The organism is Bordetella genomosp. 2, assembly GCF_002261345.1.
In the GTDB taxonomy this organism is placed as follows: domain Bacteria; phylum Pseudomonadota; class Gammaproteobacteria; order Burkholderiales; family Burkholderiaceae_B; genus Bordetella_A.
In genome coordinates this window covers 864,305-883,517 of record NZ_NEVT01000006.1, presented here as the reverse complement: position 1 = coordinate 883,517, position 19,213 = coordinate 864,305, and the positions used below count along the sequence as shown (strand labels likewise).

16 protein-coding genes are annotated in these 19,213 nt (G+C 69.4%); 8 read left to right on the top strand and 8 right to left on the bottom strand.

Translation table 11 applies throughout. From position 1 onward, the window contains the following. Positions 1-25: 25 nt before the first annotated feature. On the top strand, positions 26-817 hold the full coding sequence (locus tag CAL24_RS14370; protein WP_094807019.1) for a dienelactone hydrolase family protein: 792 nt from the start codon (positions 26-28) through the stop codon (positions 815-817). Here the strand turns inward: CAL24_RS14370 and CAL24_RS14365 are convergent. Further along, positions 805-2,316: an MFS transporter gene (locus CAL24_RS14365; protein ID WP_094807018.1), complete on the bottom strand. Its 1,512-nt coding sequence runs from the start codon at positions 2,314-2,316 to the stop codon at positions 805-807. The genes CAL24_RS14370 and CAL24_RS14365 overlap by 13 nt on opposite strands. Before the next feature lie 119 nt (positions 2,317-2,435). Here CAL24_RS14365 and CAL24_RS14360 point away from each other — a divergent pair, with 119 nt between their 5' ends. Next, entirely contained in the window at positions 2,436-3,008 is a 573-nt protein-coding gene (locus CAL24_RS14360) for a TetR/AcrR family transcriptional regulator (RefSeq protein WP_094807017.1), read from the top strand. Here CAL24_RS14360 and CAL24_RS14355 read toward each other — a convergent pair. The 5 genes from CAL24_RS14355 to CAL24_RS14335 all read right to left on the bottom strand — a co-directional run bounded on the left by CAL24_RS14355 (position 2,980) and on the right by CAL24_RS14335 (position 8,169). Then, positions 2,980-3,957, bottom strand: coding sequence for a tripartite tricarboxylate transporter substrate binding protein (locus CAL24_RS14355; RefSeq protein ID WP_028353942.1), 978 nt, complete (start codon positions 3,955-3,957; stop codon positions 2,980-2,982). The genes CAL24_RS14360 and CAL24_RS14355 overlap by 29 nt on opposite strands. Positions 3,958-3,981: 24 nt before the next feature. Next, complete coding sequence (locus CAL24_RS14350) at positions 3,982-4,725, bottom strand: 3-oxoacid CoA-transferase subunit B (protein ID WP_094807016.1); 744 nt, start codon at positions 4,723-4,725, stop codon at positions 3,982-3,984. Between the two features lies 1 nt (position 4,726). Continuing rightward, positions 4,727-5,392, bottom strand: a complete 666-nt coding sequence (locus CAL24_RS14345; protein WP_094807015.1) for a 3-oxoacid CoA-transferase subunit A — start codon at positions 5,390-5,392, stop codon at positions 4,727-4,729. 3 nt (positions 5,393-5,395) lie between these two features. After that, positions 5,396-6,361 (bottom strand): Bug family tripartite tricarboxylate transporter substrate binding protein, encoded by a 966-nt coding sequence (locus CAL24_RS14340; protein ID WP_094807014.1) that lies wholly within the window; start codon positions 6,359-6,361, stop codon positions 5,396-5,398. Positions 6,362-6,507: 146 nt separating this feature from the next. Further along, positions 6,508-8,169 (bottom strand): Na/Pi cotransporter family protein, encoded by a 1,662-nt coding sequence (locus tag CAL24_RS14335; RefSeq protein ID WP_094807013.1) that lies wholly within the window; start codon positions 8,167-8,169, stop codon positions 6,508-6,510. Positions 8,170-8,316: 147 nt separating this feature from the next. Here CAL24_RS14335 and CAL24_RS14330 point away from each other — a divergent pair, with 147 nt between their 5' ends. Then, the gene (locus tag CAL24_RS14330; RefSeq protein WP_094807012.1) at positions 8,317-9,708 is read left to right on the top strand and encodes an L-serine ammonia-lyase; all 1,392 of its coding nucleotides are present in this window, start codon (positions 8,317-8,319) and stop codon (positions 9,706-9,708) included. Positions 9,709-9,805: 97 nt separating this feature from the next. Here CAL24_RS14330 and lpxO read toward each other — a convergent pair whose 3' ends face one another. Beyond that, positions 9,806-10,705 carry a lipid A hydroxylase LpxO gene (lpxO, locus tag CAL24_RS14325; RefSeq protein ID WP_028353936.1) on the bottom strand — a complete coding sequence of 300 codons (900 nt, stop codon included), beginning with the start codon at positions 10,703-10,705 and terminating at the stop codon, positions 9,806-9,808. A gap of 114 nt (positions 10,706-10,819) precedes the next feature. Here lpxO and dnaE point away from each other — a divergent pair, with 114 nt between their 5' ends. The 5 genes from dnaE to CAL24_RS14300 are packed head-to-tail and all read left to right on the top strand — an operon-like array spanning position 10,820 to position 18,114. Next, complete coding sequence (dnaE, locus tag CAL24_RS14320) at positions 10,820-14,311, top strand: DNA polymerase III subunit alpha (RefSeq protein WP_028353935.1); 3,492 nt, start codon at positions 10,820-10,822, stop codon at positions 14,309-14,311. Then, positions 14,311-15,411 carry a glycosyltransferase family 4 protein gene (locus tag CAL24_RS14315; protein ID WP_028353934.1) on the top strand — a complete coding sequence of 367 codons (1,101 nt, stop codon included), beginning with the start codon at positions 14,311-14,313 and terminating at the stop codon, positions 15,409-15,411. The genes dnaE and CAL24_RS14315 overlap by 1 nt, the downstream gene beginning before the upstream one ends. Beyond that, positions 15,408-16,259: a polysaccharide deacetylase family protein gene (locus CAL24_RS14310; protein ID WP_028353933.1), complete on the top strand. Its 852-nt coding sequence runs from the start codon at positions 15,408-15,410 to the stop codon at positions 16,257-16,259. Before CAL24_RS14315 ends, CAL24_RS14310 begins: the two co-directional genes overlap by 4 nt. Further along, positions 16,256-17,005, top strand: a complete 750-nt coding sequence (locus CAL24_RS14305; RefSeq protein ID WP_028353932.1) for a glycosyltransferase family 2 protein — start codon at positions 16,256-16,258, stop codon at positions 17,003-17,005. The genes CAL24_RS14310 and CAL24_RS14305 overlap by 4 nt, the downstream gene beginning before the upstream one ends. Continuing rightward, positions 17,002-18,114, top strand: a complete 1,113-nt coding sequence (locus CAL24_RS14300) for a glycosyltransferase (RefSeq protein WP_094807011.1) — start codon at positions 17,002-17,004, stop codon at positions 18,112-18,114. Before CAL24_RS14305 ends, CAL24_RS14300 begins: the two co-directional genes overlap by 4 nt. A 54-nt stretch (positions 18,115-18,168) precedes the next feature. Here CAL24_RS14300 and CAL24_RS14295 read toward each other — a convergent pair whose 3' ends face one another. After that, positions 18,169-19,110, bottom strand: coding sequence for a LysR substrate-binding domain-containing protein (locus CAL24_RS14295; protein ID WP_094807010.1), 942 nt, complete (start codon positions 19,108-19,110; stop codon positions 18,169-18,171). Positions 19,111-19,213 lie beyond the last annotated feature (103 nt).

Genomic DNA, 19,213 nt, shown 5'->3' with positions numbered 1-19,213 from the left:
GCCGGTGCGCCTCCAGGAGCCCGCTATGAGTTTTTCTCCCGCGGCCGGCCAGCCGGCCGCCACGACCATCCATACCGATCCCCAGGGCCTGTCCCACGGCGATTTCGAACTGCCCGTGGCCGACGGCACGATTGCCGCCTATCACGCAGCGCCGCAGGGCAAGACCGGCCTGCCGGTGGTGCTGGTGGTACAGGAGATCTTCGGTGTCCACGAGCACATCAAGGACGTCTGCCGCCGCCTGGCCAAGGCCGGCTACCTGGCCATCGCGCCCGAGCTGTACCAGCGGCAGGGCGACGCATCGCAGTACACGGACATCCCCAAGCTGGTGGCGGACATCGTCTCCAAGGTGCCCGATGAACAAGTCTATGGCGACCTCGACGCGTGCCTGGCATGGGCCGCGGCCCATGGCGGGGACACCGCGCGCACGGGCATTACCGGTTTCTGCTGGGGCGGTCGCATCACGTGGATGTATGCCGCGCACAATCCCGCCGTCAAGGCCGGGGTCGCCTGGTACGGCAAACTCAGCAGCGGCCACGGGCCGTTGATCAAACAGGTGGTGCTGGACGTGGCGGCCGATCTGCACGCGCCGGTGCTGGGCCTGTATGGCGGCCAGGACGCCAGCATCCCGCTGCAGGATGTCGATGCGCTGAAGGCCCGCCTGGCGCAGGGCAACGCGGCGGCGCGCGCCTCCGAGGTGGTGGTCTATCCGGAAGCCGGCCACGCCTTCCTGGCCGACTACCGTCCCAGCTATCGCGAGGACGATGCGCGCGACGGCTGGCAGCGCATGCTGGCGTGGTTCGAGCGCTACCTGGCCTGAGCCGTCCGGCGCGGCTGCCCCTGCGGCCCGGATCCCGTCCGGCCGAGCGCCCAGGCGGTCGCCAGCAACAGGAGCGCGGTGGCGACGAGCACCGCCACAAAAGCGTGGTCGAATGCCCGCCGCGCCAGGGCGGCCAGCAGCGCCGCCGGCTCGGGCGCCGCCGCGGCTGCCGCCGCCAACGCCTCGTCCAGGCTGTCGCGCACCGCCGCCGGCACGGCCAGGCCTTCGGGCAGCACCAGCGCCGTCCCGTAGGCGGCGGTGGCGAGGCTGCCCATCAGCGCCACCCCCAGCACCGCGCCCACCTCGTATGACATCTCTTCGACCGACGCGGCCATGCCGACGCGGTCGGCCGGGGCGCCCACCAGAATGGCGCTGGAGGCGGCCGTCATGGCCGCGCCCAGCCCGAAGCCGAGCAGCGCCAGGCATGCCAGCTGCAATTCCGGCGCGGCCCGGTACAGCAGCGCCAGGGCCAGCGCGCCCAGGCCCGCCGCCGCCATGGCCATCCACATGCTGCGCCGCTCCCCCAGGCGTGGCAACAACAGCCCGGCCACCGGGCCTGCCACGAATGCGGCCAGGGGGGCCGGCAGGATGAACAGGCCGGCCTGCAGCGGCGACATGCCGCGCACCAATTGCAGCCATTGGCTGAAGATCAGTTCGATGCCGGAAAAGGCGACCGACGCCACCAGCGCCACGCCTACCGCCCCGCTGAACATCCGGTTGCGGAACAGGCGGAAATCGATCAGGGGATCGGCCGCGCGCAGTTGCCGGCGCGCGAACAGCGCCAGGAAGGCCGCGCCGCCCAGCGCCGCGGCGGCGGCGGCCGGATACGACGGATCGCGCAGGCTGATTTCCTTGACGGCGTAGACCACCCCGGTCAGGCCGACCAGGATCTGCAGCGAGCCGATGACATCCCAGGCGCGCCGGCTGGCGCCGCGCTGCGGACGCACAAAGCGCAGCCCCAGCGGCAGCACCACCATGACGATGGGCACGTTGATCAGGAACACCGAGCCCCACCAGAAATGTTCGAGCAGCGCGCCGCCCACCACCGGGCCGAAAGCGGCGCCGCCCGATGCCACCGACGCCCAGATGCCGATGGCCAGCGCGCGCTCGCGCGCATCGTCGAAGGTATGGCGGATGATGGCCAGCGTGGCGGGCATCATCATGGCCGCGCCGACCGCCAGCAGCACGCGCGCCGCGATCAGCGCGGCTGGCGTCGGCGCATAGGCCGCGGCCAGCGACGCCACGCCGAACACGGCCAGGCCGCTGGTGAACAGCCGCTTGGGGCCGTAGCGGTCGGACAGCGTCCCCATGCCCGGCAGCAGGCCCGCCACGGCGAGCGGGTAGGCGTTGACGATCCACAGCTTCTCGGACGCCGACGCGCCCAGGGCCTGGGTAAGATGCGGCAGGGCCGTGTAGAGTACCGACATGTCGATGACGATCAGGAACAGATCGACGGACACGATGGCCAATACCAGCCAGCGATGGAACCGGGTAGACATGGAATTTCTCGGGGGCGCTGAAGCGAGGCCGGCGGGAAGGGCCGGCCTCCAGCCTGGCGCCGCGATATGCTGGTCATTATAATTCCATTCCATACGTATGTATTGAAAAAGAGGTAACAATGGGTCGCCGCCGTACCGTAGACCGCGAGCAGTTGCTGGACGCCGCCGAGGCCATCATCGAGGCCTCCGGGGCCGCCGGGCTCACCATCGACGCCGTGGCCAAGGCGGCCGGCATCACCAAAGGCGGGGTGCAATACTGCTTCGGCAACAAGGACGCCCTGATCGACGCGCTGTTCGAGCGCTGGGGCGCCGCCTATGACCGCATCTTCGCGCAGGTCGCGGGCCCGGAAGGCAACCCGCTGGACAAGGTGCGGGCCCATGTGGCCGCTACGCGGCCCTCCGACGAGGCGAGCGCCAAATCGGCCAGCCTGCTGGCCGCCCTGGCGCAGACGCCCGAGCACCTGGCCAGCACGCGCGCCTGGTACCGCGAGCGCATCGCCGGACTGGACCTGGCGACTGACGCGGGCCGCCGCGCCCGCCTGGCTTTCCTGGCCACCGAGGGCGCGTTCATGCTGCGCTTCTTCGGTTTCATGGATATCGACCAGGCCGAATGGGACGCCATGCTCGAGGACGTCCAGTCCTTGCTGGACGGGCCGGCCGGCGCTACTGCACCGTCGCGCCCGAGTCCTTGACAGCCTTGCTCCAGCGTTGCAGCTCGCTGTCTATGAGCTGGCCGAAAGCCTGCGGCGTGCTGCCGACCGGCGCATATCCGTAGCCGGCCAACTGCTGGCGCAGGCCGGGCTCGCGCAGCGCGTCGGCGATGGCCCGGCTGAGCGTGTCCACCACCCCGGGCGGCGTGCCGGCCGGCGCCAGGATGCCGTACCACCCGTTGACCACGAAGCCCGGCACTCCGGACTCCTGCACCGTCGGCACTTCCGGCAGCAGGGGCGAGCGGACCTCGCCGGTCACCGCCAGGGCCTTGAGCTTGCCGGCCTTGACCTGCGGCAGCGAGGTGGAGATGCTGTCGAACATCAGCGACACTTCGCCCGCCAGCAGCGCCACCACCGCCGGGCCGCTGCCTTTGTAGGGAACATGCAGCATCTGGATGCCCGTGGCGGTCTTGAACATCTCGGCCGACAAGTGGCTGGTGTTGCCCGGGCCCGCCGAGGCGAAGGTGAGCTTGCCGGGATGGGCGCGGGCATAGTCGATCAGCTGCGGGATGTTGTCGGCCGGCGTGGACAAGGGGGCGGCCACCAGCATGGGCAGGGTGGCCACCAGCGATACCGGGGCGAAATCCTTGCGCGTGTCGTACGGCAGCGACTTGTACAGGCTGGGGTTGATCGCATGGGCGGCCAGCACCATCAGCACGGTATGGCCGTCCGGCCGGGCGCGCGCCAATTGCGCGGTGGCGATCGATCCGCCGGCCCCGGGCTTGTATTCCAGCACCACGGGCTGGCCCAGTCGCTCCTGCAGCGCCGCCGACAGCGGCCGGCCCAGCATGTCGGCGCTGCCGCCGGGCGGGTACGGGATCAGCAGGGTGATGGGACGGTCCGGGTAGGACGTTTCGGCCAGTGCCGGGCTGCCCAGCAGCAGGGCGCAGCACGACAGCAGCAGGGTCAGGCGGGACAGGGCGTGGCGCATGGGATGTCTCCGTGCGGGTCAGGGTCAGGGCGAGGCATAGTGCGCGCGGCCCGCGCCGTCGCGCACGATGCGCAGCAGCCGCTCGCCGCTGCGCAGCGGGGCGCCGGTCAGGGCTTGCAACTGCGCCAGCGAAATGCCCTCCGGCAGGGCATGGACGATGAAGCCGGCCGCATCGACGTCGATCACGGCCAGGTCGGTATAGACCCGGTCGACCACGCCGGCGCCAGTCAAGGGGTAGGTGCAGCGCTCCAGCAGCTTGGGCCGTCCGTCGCGCGTCAGATGCTCCATGGTCACGTACACGTGGCGCGCGCCCACCGCCAGGTCCATGGCTCCGCCCACCGCCGGGATGGCATCGGCCGACTGGGTCAACCAATTGGCCAGGTCGCCGTTGGCGGCCACCTGGAACCCGCCCAGCACCGTATAGTCCAGGTGGCCGCCGCGCATCATGGCGAACGACACAGTGTGTTCGCTGATCGATGCGCCCGGCACCAGGGTGACCGGAACGCGGCTGGCATTGATCAGGTCGGTGTCGATGGCCGGACCGACGGCGGCCTCGCCCATGCCCAGGATGCCGTTCTCGCTGTGCAGCACGATCTCGCGGCCGGCCGGCAGGAAGTCGGACACGCGCGTCGGGATGCCGATGCCCAGGTTGACGATCGAGCCGTCGGGAATGTCGCTGGCGACCAGCTGGGCGATCTGGTCGCGGGTCAGGGCGGGCAGGCCATGAGGCGGCGACGGCGGGCGCGGCGCGGTCTGGGCGGATGCCATCTCAGTGCTCCAGGGGGACGACTGTCTTGACGAAAATCCCGGGCGTCATGATGGCCTCGGGCGCCAGCGCGCCCAGTTCCACGACCCGGTCGACCTGGGCGACGGCGTGGCGCGCCGCCATGCACATGACGGGGTTGAAATTGCGGGCCGCCCAGCGGTACATCAGGTTGCCCCAGCGGTCGCCCAGGTGCGCCCTGATCAGGGCGAAGTCGCCGCGCAGCGGCTGTTCGAGCACATAGCCGACGCCGTCCACCACCCGCTGCTCCTTGCCCTCGGCCAGCAAGGTGCCGTAGCCGGTGGGCGTGAAAAAGGCGCCCAACCCGGCGCCGCCGGCGCGCAGCCGCTCCGCCAGGGTGCCCTGCGGCACGCATTCCAGCTCTACCTGCCCGGCCCGATAGGCATTGGCGAAGGCATCCGACATGGGCGGACGCGGGTGCGAGCAAATGATCTTGCGCACGCGCCGCGCCAGGATCAGCGCCGCGACACCGGTGTCGCGCGTGCCGGCGTTGTTGCACACCAGGGTCAGGTCGCGCGTGCCCTGGTCGAGCAGGGCATGCAGCAGTTCATAGGGAACCCCGGCGTCGCCGAAGCCGCCCACCAGCACCTGCGCGCCATCGTGGATGGGCGCCACCGCGGCGGCGATCGAGGCCTGGACCTTGTCGATCATGCCTTACCTCGGCGCCAGGCCGGCGGCCTGTACGGTAGCCTGCCAACGCGCGCGCTCGGCGTCGATGAAGGCGGCGAACTCGGCCGGCGAGTTGCCGCCCGCCTGTCCGCCCATGGCGCCGAAGCGCTGCCGCACTTCGGGCAAGGCCAGCACCTCGCGCGCCGCGCCGGCCAGCCGGTCGATCACCGCGGCCGGCGTGCCGGCCGGCGCCATCAGGCCGAACCAGGCGGTCACCACCATGTCGTCGATGCCAGCCTCCCGCATGGTCGGCACGCCGGGCAATTGCGGCACGCGCTCGGCGCTGGTCACCGCCAGCGCCCGCAGCTTGCCCGCCTGGATATGCGGCATGGAGCTCGGCAGGTTGTCGATCATGAAGGTGAACTGGCCGGCCAGCAATGCCGCCACGGCCGGCCCGGCGCCCTTGTACGGCACGTGGGTGGCCTGCACGGCGGCGCGCTGCTTGAACAGCTCGGCCGACAGGTGCGGCGACTGGCCGGTGCCGGACGAGTCGAACGAATCCTTGCCTGCATCCTTGCGCAGCATGTCGATCAACTGCCCGGCGCTCCTGGCGGGCGACTGGGCGTTCACCACCAGCACGTTGGGCACCGAGATGACCAGCGTAATGGGCGCGAAGTCCGCCGGCTTGTAGGGCAGGTCGGCATACATGCTGTAGTTGATCGCATTGGGCCCGATGTTGCCCATGATGAGCGTATAGCCGTCCGGGGCTGCCCGCACGAGCTGCTGCGTGCCGATGATCCCCGCCGCCCCGGCGCGGTTCTCCACCACCACCGATTGCCCGAGCCGGGCGGCCAGCTTGTCGGCGATGATGCGGCTGGCCATGTCGGTGGTGCCGCCCGGGGCGGCCGGCACGATGATGGTGATGGGCCGTTCGGGCCAGGCCGCCGAGACCGAGGCGGACGCGCACAGCAGAACACCGGCCGCCGCGGCGGCCCAACGAATCGACGGCATGCTTGTCTCCTGCCGGTGGTGTGGCGCGGCGTCCGGGCGATGCCGCGCGGCTTCTTTATGGCGCTAGTGTGCTGGCCGTCCGGCGGGATCGCCTATTTTTTATTGCCTAAGCCGGTCTTCCGGCGCGGTGAAGTAGGCCGCGCCGGTCAGTCGCTCGATTCGCGCAGGCGGCTGGGCAGCAGCTCGCCGTGGCGCGCCAGCAAGGGGTAGGCCGAGGCGCCCACCAGGTGCGAGTTGATGCTTTTCATGTCGCGCAGGATGTCCAGGTACAGGGCGCCGACTTCGACGGCCTCGATCTCGCCCGACTTGATCTTCTGCAGGTGCGCCTCCGCCTCCTGGGTTTCGAGCGTCCGGAAGCGCGCCTTCTCGCCGGCCAGTTCGCGCGCCTGGCGCACGTCGTCATTGACGAACAGGGCGGCGGCCTCGCGCTGGTTCGACACCAGCCGGGCCAGCGTCTCGTCCAGCCGCTGGTGCTGTTCGGGCGGCAGCGTCCAGCCCTGCTTGCGCAGCCGCGCCACATGGTTGAGCAGGCCATGGTGGGCGATGTCGGCGGCGTGGCCGATGTTGCTGGCGAACGCCAGGATGTCGTCGAGGCGCCGCACGTCGGCGTCGGTCATGTTCTCGCGGTCGAGCAGCGCCAGGTAAGTGGTGATGGCGTTCTCGAGCTTGTCGATCGCATTGTCGAGCTGGCGCGCCTGCACCATGCGGTGGCGATTGTCGCGCTTGAAGCCGGCGCGGGCGTACAGCAGCAGGGTCTGCAGCATGTCGGTCATGCGCAGGGCTTCGCGCGCGGCATTGCCCAGCGCCACGGCGGGCACGTCGTGGGCCGATTCGTCCAGATACTGCGGCCGGGCCGGGTCGTTCGGGTCGGTGCGCTTGGGCAGCCAGCGCGTCAGCAGGGCGGCATAGGGGGTCAGCAGCGGCAGGAACACCAGCGCGACGACGGCGTTGAAGACGGTATGGAAGTTCGCCACTTCGCGCGCGCTGTCGCCGCCCAGCGCGTTCATCCAGGCCGGCAGCCAGGGCAGCAGCATCAGCCCGACCAGCACGCCCGCCACGCGCGTCAGCAGGTTGCCCAGCGGCAGGCGGCGCGCCGCCGGGTCGTCGCCGCTGACACCTTCGATCATGGGGTTCACGGCGGTGCCCAGGTTGGCGCCCAGCACCAGCGCGAAGGCCAGCGCCGGCGCCACCATATGATGGTCGGCCAGCGACATCACCAGGACCACGATGGCCACGCTGGAATGGGCCGCCCAGGCCAGCGCGGCCGCCAGCAGCACGGCGGCGACCGGCTGGGTCGCCAGGGCATCCAGCAGCAGCGCCAGCAGCGGCGCGTTCTGCAGCGGCGCGAACAACTCCACCAACTGGTGCAGCGACAGCAGCAGCAGGCCCAGGCCGATGAACACCCGGCCCAGGTCGCGGGTGCGGCCGGGCGGATAGCGGCGGAACATCCAGACGCCGGCCAGGATCAATACTGGCGCCAGCGAGGCCAGGTCGAACGACAGCACCTGCACGATCAGCGTGGTGCCCACATTGGCGCCCAGCATCGCGGCCAGCGCGGGGGCCAGCCCGACCACGCCGCCGGCGGCGAAGCCGGTGATCATCAGCCCGGTCGCCGTGCTGCTCTGCAGCGCGGCGGTGATGCCCAGGCCGGTCGCGAAGGCGCGCAGCCGGGTGCCCAGCGCGCGGCCCAACGCGGCCCCCAGCGCCGCGCCGAACGCGCGCTGAACGCCGGTCTGCACCATGTGCACGCCCCATAGCAGCAGGGCGACATAGCCGGCGAAATCAAGCAGAGGAAGCAATCCCGACATGGCAGCTACCGATCCCGGCTCCTGAAATGACGTGTCACAAAGACGACAATGATCGCACGGCCGGGCACGCGGGGGAATGGGCCGCTTGGAACGGCCCCGGCGCCCGCGTATGATGCTCCGACCACTGCTGATTCCCGGGGTTGTCCTGTGGCCGTATCCGCCTTCGATCTGTTCAAAATCGGCATCGGGCCGTCCAGTTCGCATACTGTCGGCCCCATGCGCGCCGCCTTGCTGTTCGCCCAGGGGCTGGAACGCGACGGCCTGCTGCCCAGGGTGGCCTCGCTGCGGGTGGAGCTGTACGGTTCGCTGGGCGCCACCGGCAAGGGCCACGGCACCGACAAGGGCGTGTTGCTGGGCCTGATGGGCCAGGCGCCCGACACGGTCGACCCGGCCGCCATCGCCGGCCTGCTGCAGGCCGCGCGCACCAGCCGGTCGCTGCCGGTGCTGGGGCACCACGCCGTGCCGTTCATCGAGAAAGAACACCTGTTGTTCTACCGCCGCGAGGCGCTCGCCGAACATCCCAACGGCATGAAGTTCCATGCCTTCGACGCCGCCGGCGAGCCCCTGCGCGAGGCGCGCTACCTGTCCGTGGGCGGCGGTTTCGTCGTGACGGCCGGCGCCGCCAATACCCAGGTCATCGCCGCCCACGACCAGCTGCCGTTCCCGTTCCGGACCGGCCGGGAACTGCTCGACATGTGCCGCGCGAGCGGCCACAGCGTGGCGCAACTCATGCTGCGGAACGAGCTCACCTGGCGCAGCCAGGAAGAGGTGGAGGGCGCGCTGGACCGCATCTGGCAGGTGATGCAGGAATGCGTCAGCCGCGGCTGCGGCATCAATTACCCGGAGGCCGACGGCGACCTGCCCGGCCCGCTCAAGGTGCGGCGCCGCGCGCCCGAGCTCTATCGCAGCCTGACGCTGCGGGCCGAGCGCACCTTGTCCGACCCGCTATCGGTCATGGACTGGGTCAACTTGTACGCAATGGCGGTCAACGAAGAAAACGCCGCCGGCGGACGGGTCGTCACCGCGCCCACCAACGGGGCGGCCGGCATCATCCCGGCCGTGCTGCACTACTACGACCGCTTCGTGCCCGGCGCCAGCCGGCAGGGGGTGCGCGATTTCCTGCTCACCGCCGCCGCCATCGGCCTGCTCTACAAGTACAACGCGTCGTTGTCGGGGGCCGAGGTGGGATGCCAGGGCGAGGTCGGGGTGGCCTGTTCCATGGCCGCCGGGGCGCTCGCCGCGGTCCTGGGAGGCTCGGTGGAGCAGGTCGAGAACGCCGCGGAGATCGGCATGGAGCACAACCTGGGCCTGACCTGCGACCCGGTCGGCGGCCTGGTGCAGATTCCCTGTATCGAGCGCAACGCCATGGCGTCGATCAAGGCGGTCAACGCGGCCCGCATGGCCCTGCGCGGCGACGGACACCATTATGTGTCGCTCGACTCGGTCATCAAGACCATGCGCGAGACCGGCGCCGACATGAAGACCAAGTACAAGGAAACCGCCCGCGGCGGCCTGGCCGTGAATATCGTCGAATGCTGAACCGGCGGCACTGGGCCAGGCTGGAGGCGGCCGGCGCTTCCGGGGTGCCGGGCGCCGCAGGTGCCTGACACCCGCCAGTCAAGCAGGCGGGCCGTGCTTACCAGGCCAGGAAGGCCACCGCCGCCAGCACGATCAGCCCCCACTTGGTCAACTTGTAGACGGTGCGGTTCCAGGCCTTGAACTGCTTGCGCTTCTGGTCGATGACCCAGTGGGCGTGGGTCAGCTTGTTGATGGCGCCGGTCTGGTCGCCACCGTCGTTGGGCGAGCTGGCCGCCGACATGACCACCCGCCCGAACCAGCGGTTGAAGGCTTCCGCCCAGCGCCATTTCAGCGGGCGCTCGACATCGCAGAACAGGATGATGCGGTTGGCTTCGGTCTTGTTGTAGGCCTCGTGCACGTAGGTCTCGTCGAACACCACGCTTTCGCCGTCGCGCCAGCTGTAGGGTTCGCCGTCGACGATGATGTGGCAGCCGTCGTCGTTGGGCGTGGCCAGGCCCAGGTGGTAGCGCAGCGAGCCGGCGAACGGGTCGCGATGGCGGTTCAGCTTGCCGCCGGGCGGCAGCTCGGCGAACATGGCCGCCTTCACCTTGGGCAGGCCCTTCAGGATCGCCACGGTGCGCGGGCACAGCTCCTCGGCCGACGGGTGGCGCGCGTCGTACCACTTCAGGTAGAAGCGCTTCCAGCCGTACTTGAAGAAGGAATTGAAGCCGATGTCGTCATGGCGTTCGGCCGCCTTGATGCGGCGCAGCTCGGCCATCTTCAGGGCCTCGTCGCGGATGACTTCCCAGTTGTCGTCCAGCACCTGCAGCTCGGGGATTTCCCGGGTCGGCAGGTAGGCGGTGGTGGGCACCCGCGAGCACAGCACCATGAAGGCGTTCACGGGCGCCAGCAGGACGGAGTGATCGAGCAGTTGCCGCGACAGGCGCAGGCGGACGCGGCCACGAAAGTGGGCAAACAGAATGGAGGCCAGCCATATGCCCGGTATCAGCCATTTCATAGTGCGGGAGGCCCGTCCAGGGGCCGGGATGGGGGAACCGCTATTGTTACATAGCTGGCCGCCGGCCGGCGGAAAAGCCGCCGGCGCGATGGCCGACTGGGTACAATTCGGGCCATGTCCGAAGCCGTTACAACCACGCCTGCATTTGTCCACCTGCGCGTCCATTCCGAGTTCTCGGTGGTGGATGGCATCGTCCGCATCCCCGACCTGATCAAGCGCGTCGCCAAGCTGGGGCAACCCGCGGTGGCGCTGACCGATCTTTCCAACATCTTCGGGCTGATCAAGTTCTACAAGGGCGCCCGGGGCGCCGGCGTGAAACCGATCGCCGGCTGCGATGTCTGGCTGACCAACGACGACGATCCCGACAAGCCGTTCCGCCTGTTGCTGCTGGTGCGCAACCACCAGGGCTACCTCAACCTGTGCGAACTGCTGACCCGGTCGTTCCTGGAAAACCAGGGCCGTGGCCGCGCCGAAGTGCGCCGCGAATGGCTGCAGGGCCGGCAAGGCCTGATCGTGCTGTCGGGCGGCCGGGCCGGCGATATCGGCCATGCGCTCGACGCCGGCAATGCGGTCACCGCGTTGTCGCTGGCGCGCCAGTGGGCCCAGTTGTTTCCCGGCGCGTTCTATATCGAACTGCAGCGCGCCGGCGCCGATGGCGACGAGGCCTACACACAGGCCGCCATGCGGCTGGCGGCCGAGGCCGGCCTGCCGGTGGTGGCCACCCATCCGGTGCAATTCCTGGATGAAAGCGAATTCCAGGCCCACGAGGCGCGCGTCTGCATCGCCCAGGGCGAGATCCTCGCCGACCCGCGCCGGGTGCGCCGCTTCACCAAGGAACAATACCTGCAGAGCAGCGAGGAAATGGCGCGGCGCTTCGCCGATGTGCCGTCGGCGCTGGCCAATACGGTCGAGATCGCCAAGCGCTGCAACCTGACGCTGGTGCTGGGCAAGCCGCGGCTGCCCAACTTTCCCACGCCGGACGGCATCTCGCTGGACGATTACCTGGTCCAGCTGTCCGAAGAGGGCCTGGAGAAGCGGCTGGAGTTCCTGTTTCCCGATCCGGCCGAGCGCGAGTCCAAGCGCGCCCAGTACTACGAGCGCCTGCGCTGGGAATGCAAGACCATCATCCAGATGGGCTTCCCCGGCTACTTCCTGATCGTGCAGGACTTCATCAACTGGGGCAAGAACAACGGCGTGCCGGTGGGGCCGGGCCGCGGCTCGGGCGCCGGCTCGCTGGTCGCCTATGCGCTGGGCATCACCGACCTCGACCCGATCCGCTATGACCTGCTGTTCGAGCGCTTCCTCAATCCCGAGCGCGTGTCGATGCCCGACTTCGACATCGACTTCTGCCAGGACAACCGCGAACGCGTCATCGACTACGTCAAGATGAAATACGGCCGCGAGGCCGTCAGCCAGATCGCCACCTTCGGCACGCTGGGCGCCAAGGCGGTGGTGCGCGACGCGGGGCGGGTGCTCGACATGCCCTACCTGTTCTGCGACGGCTTGTCCAAGCTCATCCCGTTCAACCCGGCCGATCCCTGGTCGCTCGACCGCACGCTCAAGGACGAGCCGGCCTTCAAGGACCGCTACGAGCAGGAAGAAGAGGTCCGCGCCCTGGTCGACCTGGCGCGGCCGCTCGAAGGGCTGACCCGCAACATCGGCATGCACGCCGGCGGGGTGCTGATCGCGCCCGGCAAGCTGACCGACTTCTGCCCGCTGTATTGCCAGCCCGGCCAGGAAAACAGCGCCGTCTCGCAGTTCGACAAGGACGACGTCGAGGCCGCCGGCCTGGTGAAGTTCGACTTCCTGGGACTGCGCAACCTGACCATCCTGGACTGGGCCGTGCGCTATGTGCGCCAGTTCAACGAGAGCAAGCGCGATTTCGACATCATGGCGCTGTCGCTGGACGACCCGGCGGCCTACAAGGTGCTGTGCGACGCCAACACCACCGCCGTGTTCCAGCTCGAATCGCGCGGCATGAAAGAGCTGCTCAAGAAGCTGCGGCCCAGCACCTTCGAAGACATCATCGCCATGCTGGCCCTGTATCGTCCGGGGCCGCTCGAATCCGGCATGGTCGACGACTTCGTCAACCGCAAGCACGGGCGCGCCACGGTGGACTACTTCCACCCGGACCTGGAAGCCACCCTCAAGAGCACCTACGGGGTCATCGTCTACCAGGAACAGGTGATGCTGATCTCGCAGATCATCGGCGGCTATTCGCTGGGCGGCGCCGACCTGCTGCGCCGCGCCATGGGCAAGAAAAAGCCCGAGGAAATGGCCAAGCACCGCGAGCTGTTCGAGAAGGGCGCCAAGGAAAAGGGCCACGATCCCAATCTGGCGATCAAGCTGTTCGACCTGATGGAGAAGTTCGCCGGCTACGGCTTCAACAAGTCGCACTCGGCCGCGTATGCGCTGATCGCCTACCAGACCGCCTGGCTCAAGGCCTACCATCCCACCGAATTCCTGGCCGCCACCATGTCCTCGGACATGGACGATACCGACAAGGTGCAGGTGTTCTGCCGCGACGCGCAGGACAACGGCGTGCTGGTGCTGCCGCCCGACGTCAACGCCTCCGGCTATCGCTTCGAGCCCGTGGCCGACGAGCACACCCGCCAGGGCAAGCCGCCGCGCACCATGCGCTACGGCCTGGGCGCGGTCAAGGGCACCGGGCAGGGCGCGGTCGAGGAAATCCTGCGCGCCCGCCAGGCCGACGGCCCGTTCCAGAACCTGTTCGACTTCTGCCGGCGCGTCAACAAGCATGCCGTCAACCGCCGCACCATCGAAGCGCTGATCAAGGCGGGCGCGTTCGACACCATCGAGCCCAACCGCGCCGCCATGCTGGCTTCGGTGGGCACCGCCATGGAAGCCGCCGAACAGGCGGCGCGCAGCGCCAACCAGGTGTCGCTGTTCGGCGACGACAGCGGCGACGTGGTGGCCGGCGAGCTCAGCAAGGTGGCGCCCTGGAACCTGCACACCAAGCTGACCGAGGAAAAATCCGCGCTGGGCTATTACTTCAGCGGCCACTTGTTCGACCACTGGCGCGACGAGGTGCGCCGCATCGTGCCCATGACCCTGGCCCGCCTGGAGCCGCAGCGCGACCTGCAATGGATGTGCGGGGTGCTGGCCGGCGTGCGCACCATGATGACGCGGCGCGGCAAGATGGTGTTCGCGGTGCTCGACGACGGCACGGCCCAGGTCGAGATCTCGGTCTTCAACGAGCTCTACGAAAAGCACCGCGCGCGCCTGCGCGAAGACCAGCTCATCATCGTGCAGGGCAAGGTCAGCAACGATGACTATTCCGGCGGCATGCGCATCGTCGCGGAACAGCTCTACGACCTGCAGCTGGCCCGCGAGGCGCGCGCCAAATCGTTGCGCGTCAAGCTCAACGGGCAGGCCGACGCGGCGCGGCTGCGGCAGATGCTCAACCCCTTCCGCGCCGAACCCGAGAACGGCGTGCCCGGCGTGCCCGTCGATATCGTCTACCGGCGCGACAACTTCCTGTGCACGGTGCGGCTGGGCGAGGAATGGCGCGTGCGCATGGCCGATGCCCTGCTCGAGAACCTGGCCGCCTGGGCCAAGCCCGATGGCGTGGAGGTCACCTACTGATGCAGCCGCTGCGCATTCTCCACACCGAGGCCGCCGTCGCGTTCGGCGGGCAGGAACACCGCATCTTCAAGGAAATGCACGCCATGCGGGCGCGCGGCCATCATCTCGAGGCCGTCTGCCAGCCGCAGGCGCAACTGGTGCCGCGCCTGCGCGATGCGGGCTTCACGGTGCACACCATTCCCATGGGCGGGCTGGCGAACTACCTGAAGGGCGTCCCGGCCGTGCGGCGCATCCTGCGCGACGGCCGCTACGACGTGGTCAACACCCATAGCCGCATCGACACGCTCATCGCCGGCACGGCGGCGCGCCTGTCGGGCACGCCGCTCATCGTGCGCACGCGCCACCTGGCCAACAAGGTCGGCTCGATGCTGTCGTACACCTGGCTGCCGCACCGGGTCACCACGGTCAGCGAGTACGTGCGCCGCTACCTGATCAGCCGCGGCGTGCCGGCCGAGCACATCGCCACGCTGTACTCGCCGGTGGTGCTGCCGCCGCCGGTCGAGCATTCCACCCTGCGCGGCGAACTCGGGCTGGCCGACGACGACATCGTGGTCGGCTGCGTCGCCGTCATGCGCGCCGCCAAGGGCCACAAGGACCTGGTCGACGCCATCCGCCCGCTGATGGCGCAGCGGCCCAACCTGCACATGGTGTTCGTGGGCGCCGGCTCGCCCACGTTCGAGCAGACCCAGGCCTACGTGCGGGAGCTCGGCCTGCAAGATCGCATCCACCTGATGGGCACCCGGCGCGACGTGCCCAATCTGCTGGCGGGTTTCGACATCTTCGCCCTGGCCACGCAGCAGGAAGCTTCCGGCACGGTCTACGTCGAGGCCCAGGCCGCCGGGCTGCCCGTCATCGGTACGCAGGTCGGCGGCGTGCCCGAGATGATGCGCGATGGCGTCACCGGCATCCTGGTGCCGGTCCAGGACCAGCCCGCGCTGACCGCCGCGCTGCAGCGCCTGATCGACGATCCGGACCTGCGCCGCCGCATGGGCGCGGCCGGGCGCGCCATGGTATGGGACGAGGGCGTGTTCTCGCCTGCCCGGCTGGCCGAGAATACCGAGGCGATCTATCGCAAATGGCTGGCGGAGCGGCGCTCATGAACAACGCACCCAATGTGCCGGTACTGATGTACCACCACGTCAGCCCTTCGGGCGGCATGATCGCGGTCACGCCCGAGGTGTTCGAGCAGCAGATCGCCGGCCTGGCCCGCGCCGGCTACACCTCGCTCGGCACCGGCCAGCTGGCCGCCTACCTGGCCGGCGGCCGGGTGCCCGAGAAGTCGGTGGTCATTACCTTCGACGACGGCTATCTCAACAACTGGACCTACGCGCATCCGGTGCTGCAGCGCTATGGCATGAAGGCGGTGCTGTTCCTCGTCACCGGGTGGGCCGGCCAGGGGGCGGTGCGGCCGCACGCGGGGCAGGGCGCGCCGCTGCCGGCCTCGCCCGACCACGGCGAGACCAAGCGCCTGGTGGCGGCGGGCCGCACGGACGAGGTCATACTGCGCTGGAGCGAAGTGCAGGCCATGCTGGCGGCCGGCACGTTCGAGGTCCATTCGCACACGCACACGCACACGCGCTGGGACAAGCAATGCGGCCCCGACGTGGCCGCCAAGCGCGAGCACATCGCCCGCGAGCTGGCCGATTCGCGCGCCATGCTGGTCCAGGAGCTGGGCCAGGTCAGCGACCACCTCTGCTGGCCGCAGGGCTATTTCGATGCCGATTACGTACAGGCTGCCCGCGAGGCGGGCTTTCGCCACCTGTATACCACCGATGCGCTGGGCCAGAACCTGCCGGGCAACGATCCGGGCCACATCTACCGCTTCGCGGTGCGCAACCTGGGCGGCTCGTGGCTCAACCGCAGGATCTGGCTGTCGCGCCATCCAGTCGTGGGACCGCGCTATCACGCCTGGAAGGGCTGGAAGAAACGCTTGAGGAACCGGGCATGAGGCTGTCGGTCATCATCATCGCCAAGAACGAGGCCGCCCATATCGTCGGCTGCCTCGAATCCGTTGCCTTCGCCGACGAGTTCATCGTGGTCGACTCGGGCAGCACCGACAATACCGTGGCGCTGGCGCGCGATTTCGGCGCGCGCGTCGAGATCACGCCCGACTGGCCCGGTTTCGGCCCCCAGAAGAATCGCGCGCTGGACCTGGCCACGGGCGACTGGGTCCTGTCGATCGACGCCGACGAGCGGGTCACGCCCGAACTGGCGCGCGAGATCCAGGCGGTGCTGGCCGCGCCGCAGGCCGATGCCTACGAAGTCGCGCGCCTGTCGGATTTCTGCGGCCGCTTCATCCGCCATAGCGGCTGGTGGCCCGACTACGTGCTGCGGCTCTTCAAGCGCGGCACCGCGCGCTTCAACGATGCGGCCGTGCACGAGCGCGTCGTGCCGCAGGGCCAGCCGCTGCGGCTGCGCGGCCATCTGGAGCATTACCCGTACCCCAACCTGGACGCGCTGGTCGCCAAGATCAATCGCTATTCGTCCGATGCCGCCGCCATGATGTACGCGCGCGGCAAGCGCGCCACCATCTTCAGCGCCCTCGGCCATGGCTTCTGGACGTTCGTGCGCATCTACCTGATCCGTCGCGGCTTCCTGGATGGCCGTCACGGGCTGGTGCTGGCGGTGACGGCGGCGGCCGGCAGCTTCTTCCGCTACGCGAAGCTCAGTTTCCTTTCCGACGCCCGCAAGTGAAGATTCTCTACACCAATTTCCACCCGCGCAACGGTGGAGGACATGCCACGTACGTGACCAGCCTGGCGCGGGCGTTGGCGGACGCGCACCAGGTCTGCGTGGCCACCCCGGACACCAGCCGGCTGTTCCGCTACGTCGCGGCGATCCCCGGCGCGCGGGCGGTGGACATGCGCTATTCGACCCGGCCCGCCTCGTGGTTCGGCGAGCGGGCGGCGTTGCGCCGCCTGGTGGTCCAGGGCGGCTACGACATCGTCCACGTCAACGGCACGGGCGACCACAAGCAGGTGATGCTGGCGCTGGCGGGCCTGCGCCGGCGCCCGCGCGTGGTGTTCACCAAACACAACGACCATCCGCTCGACACGGTAGGGCATTGGCTGCGCGCGCGGCTGGCCACCGACCAGGTCATTGCCGTCAGCGACTACGTGCGCGGCATGCTCGAACAATCCCCGTATCGGCGCCTGCCCATCACTACCATCCGGCACGGCATCGACACCGATCATTTCGCGCCGCCGGCGCCGCAGGCGCTCGAGGCCTTGCGCGACCGCTATTTCGGGCCCCGCTGGCGCGGCTGCCTGCTGCTGGGCAGCGCCGGCGGCACCGACTACAGCAAGGGCTGGCTCGATCTGGTCGATGCGGCGGGCAGCCTGCCGCCCGGGCAGCGCGAGCGCATCCTGATCCTCGTAGCGGGCGATCCGCCCTCCGAAGCCAAGCTGGCGCGCGTGCGCGCCGCCGGCATGCAGGACCAGGTGGTGTTCCCGGGCCTGCTGGACGACGTGCGCGATGCGCTGGCCTGCTGCCATGCCGGCTTCGTGCTGTCGTATCGCGAGGCACTGTCGTATGCCTGCCGCGAACTCATGTCGCTGGGCCTGCCGGCCCTGGTGAGCGATGCCGGCGGGCTGCCCGAGAATGTGGTGGACGGCGAGGACGGCTGGATCGTGCCGGCGCGCGACGTCGCCGCCATCGCCGCAACGCTGCGCGCCATGCTGGCGGATCCCGCCCGCGTCGCGGCCATGGGCGCGGCCGCGCGCCGCACCGCCGTGGCCACCTTCGACCTTGCCACGTTCACCCGGGCCACGCTGGCTGTCTATCAGCGCGCGCTGGCTGCCTGAGGCAGCCCGCCGCCGGGCGCGGCATCCGGCCGCGTGTCCGCGCGAGGGCCGCGTTCAATCGCCGCCCATGGCGGCGCACAGTTCACGCAGGATCTCGGCGAAGCGCTCTTCCGCCTGCAGCGGCACCTCGCGCACCCGCCGGATTAGGCTGATGGGCGGCAAGGCCCAGTCGAACTGCCACGGCACCAGCGCCACGCGCTGGCTCTTGCACAATTCCAGGGCGATGTCGCGCGGTACGATCGAAAGCAAGTCGTCGTGGCCGGCCAGCAGCCCCTCGATCACTTCCAGCGAATAAGTCTCCACGATGGGCACCGGCGGCTGGGCCTGGGCCCGCACGAACAGCTCGGTGACCATGGTGCCGATAGGGGTCGCGGGCGACGGCAGGATCCAGTTCATCCCCGCCAATTCGCGCCAGTCGGGGCGGCGCCGCGCCAGGCGGCGCGCCAGGCGGGGGTTGGCGATCAACGCCGGGCGCTGCGGGTAGAGCAGCTCGTGCCAGACGTCGCGCGCCCCGGCAATGGCCGAGGCGCGGCCGATCACGCAATCCAGTTCGTGGCTGCGCAGCGCCCGCAGCAGGTGGTCGGTGGTCGCGCGCTGCAGCGTCACGGTGATGCGGTGGCGGCTGCCCAGCCATTCGATCGCGCGGGTGAGCAGCGGGCCCGACACGAACGGCACCGCGCCGATGTTCAGGTGCGTCGCGTGGCCGCTGCGCAGCGCGTCGATTTCGTCCGCCCAGTGCTCCAGGTCCTGCAGCATGTGCTGGGCGCGCACCAGCGCGAGCTGGCCCAGAGGCGTGGGCTGCAAGCCCTGGCGCGAGCGCGTGAACAGCGGACCGCCGAAGATGTCCTCGATCTCGGCGAGCGTCTTGGTGGCGGCCGGCTGGCTCACGCCGGCTTCCTGCGCGACGCGGGTCAGCGACCGGTGCCGCGCCACGGCCAGCAGCAGGGTCAGGTGACGGCTCTTCAGGCGGCTGGTCAGGCGGACGAGCGTGGACATGGCGCATGGCAAAGGCGAGGTCGAGGCAGGTTTCTAAATATAACTGAATGGTTATCAAGCCATGAATAAAACAAGCAAATTCGTTATTCATGGCTTCTATACT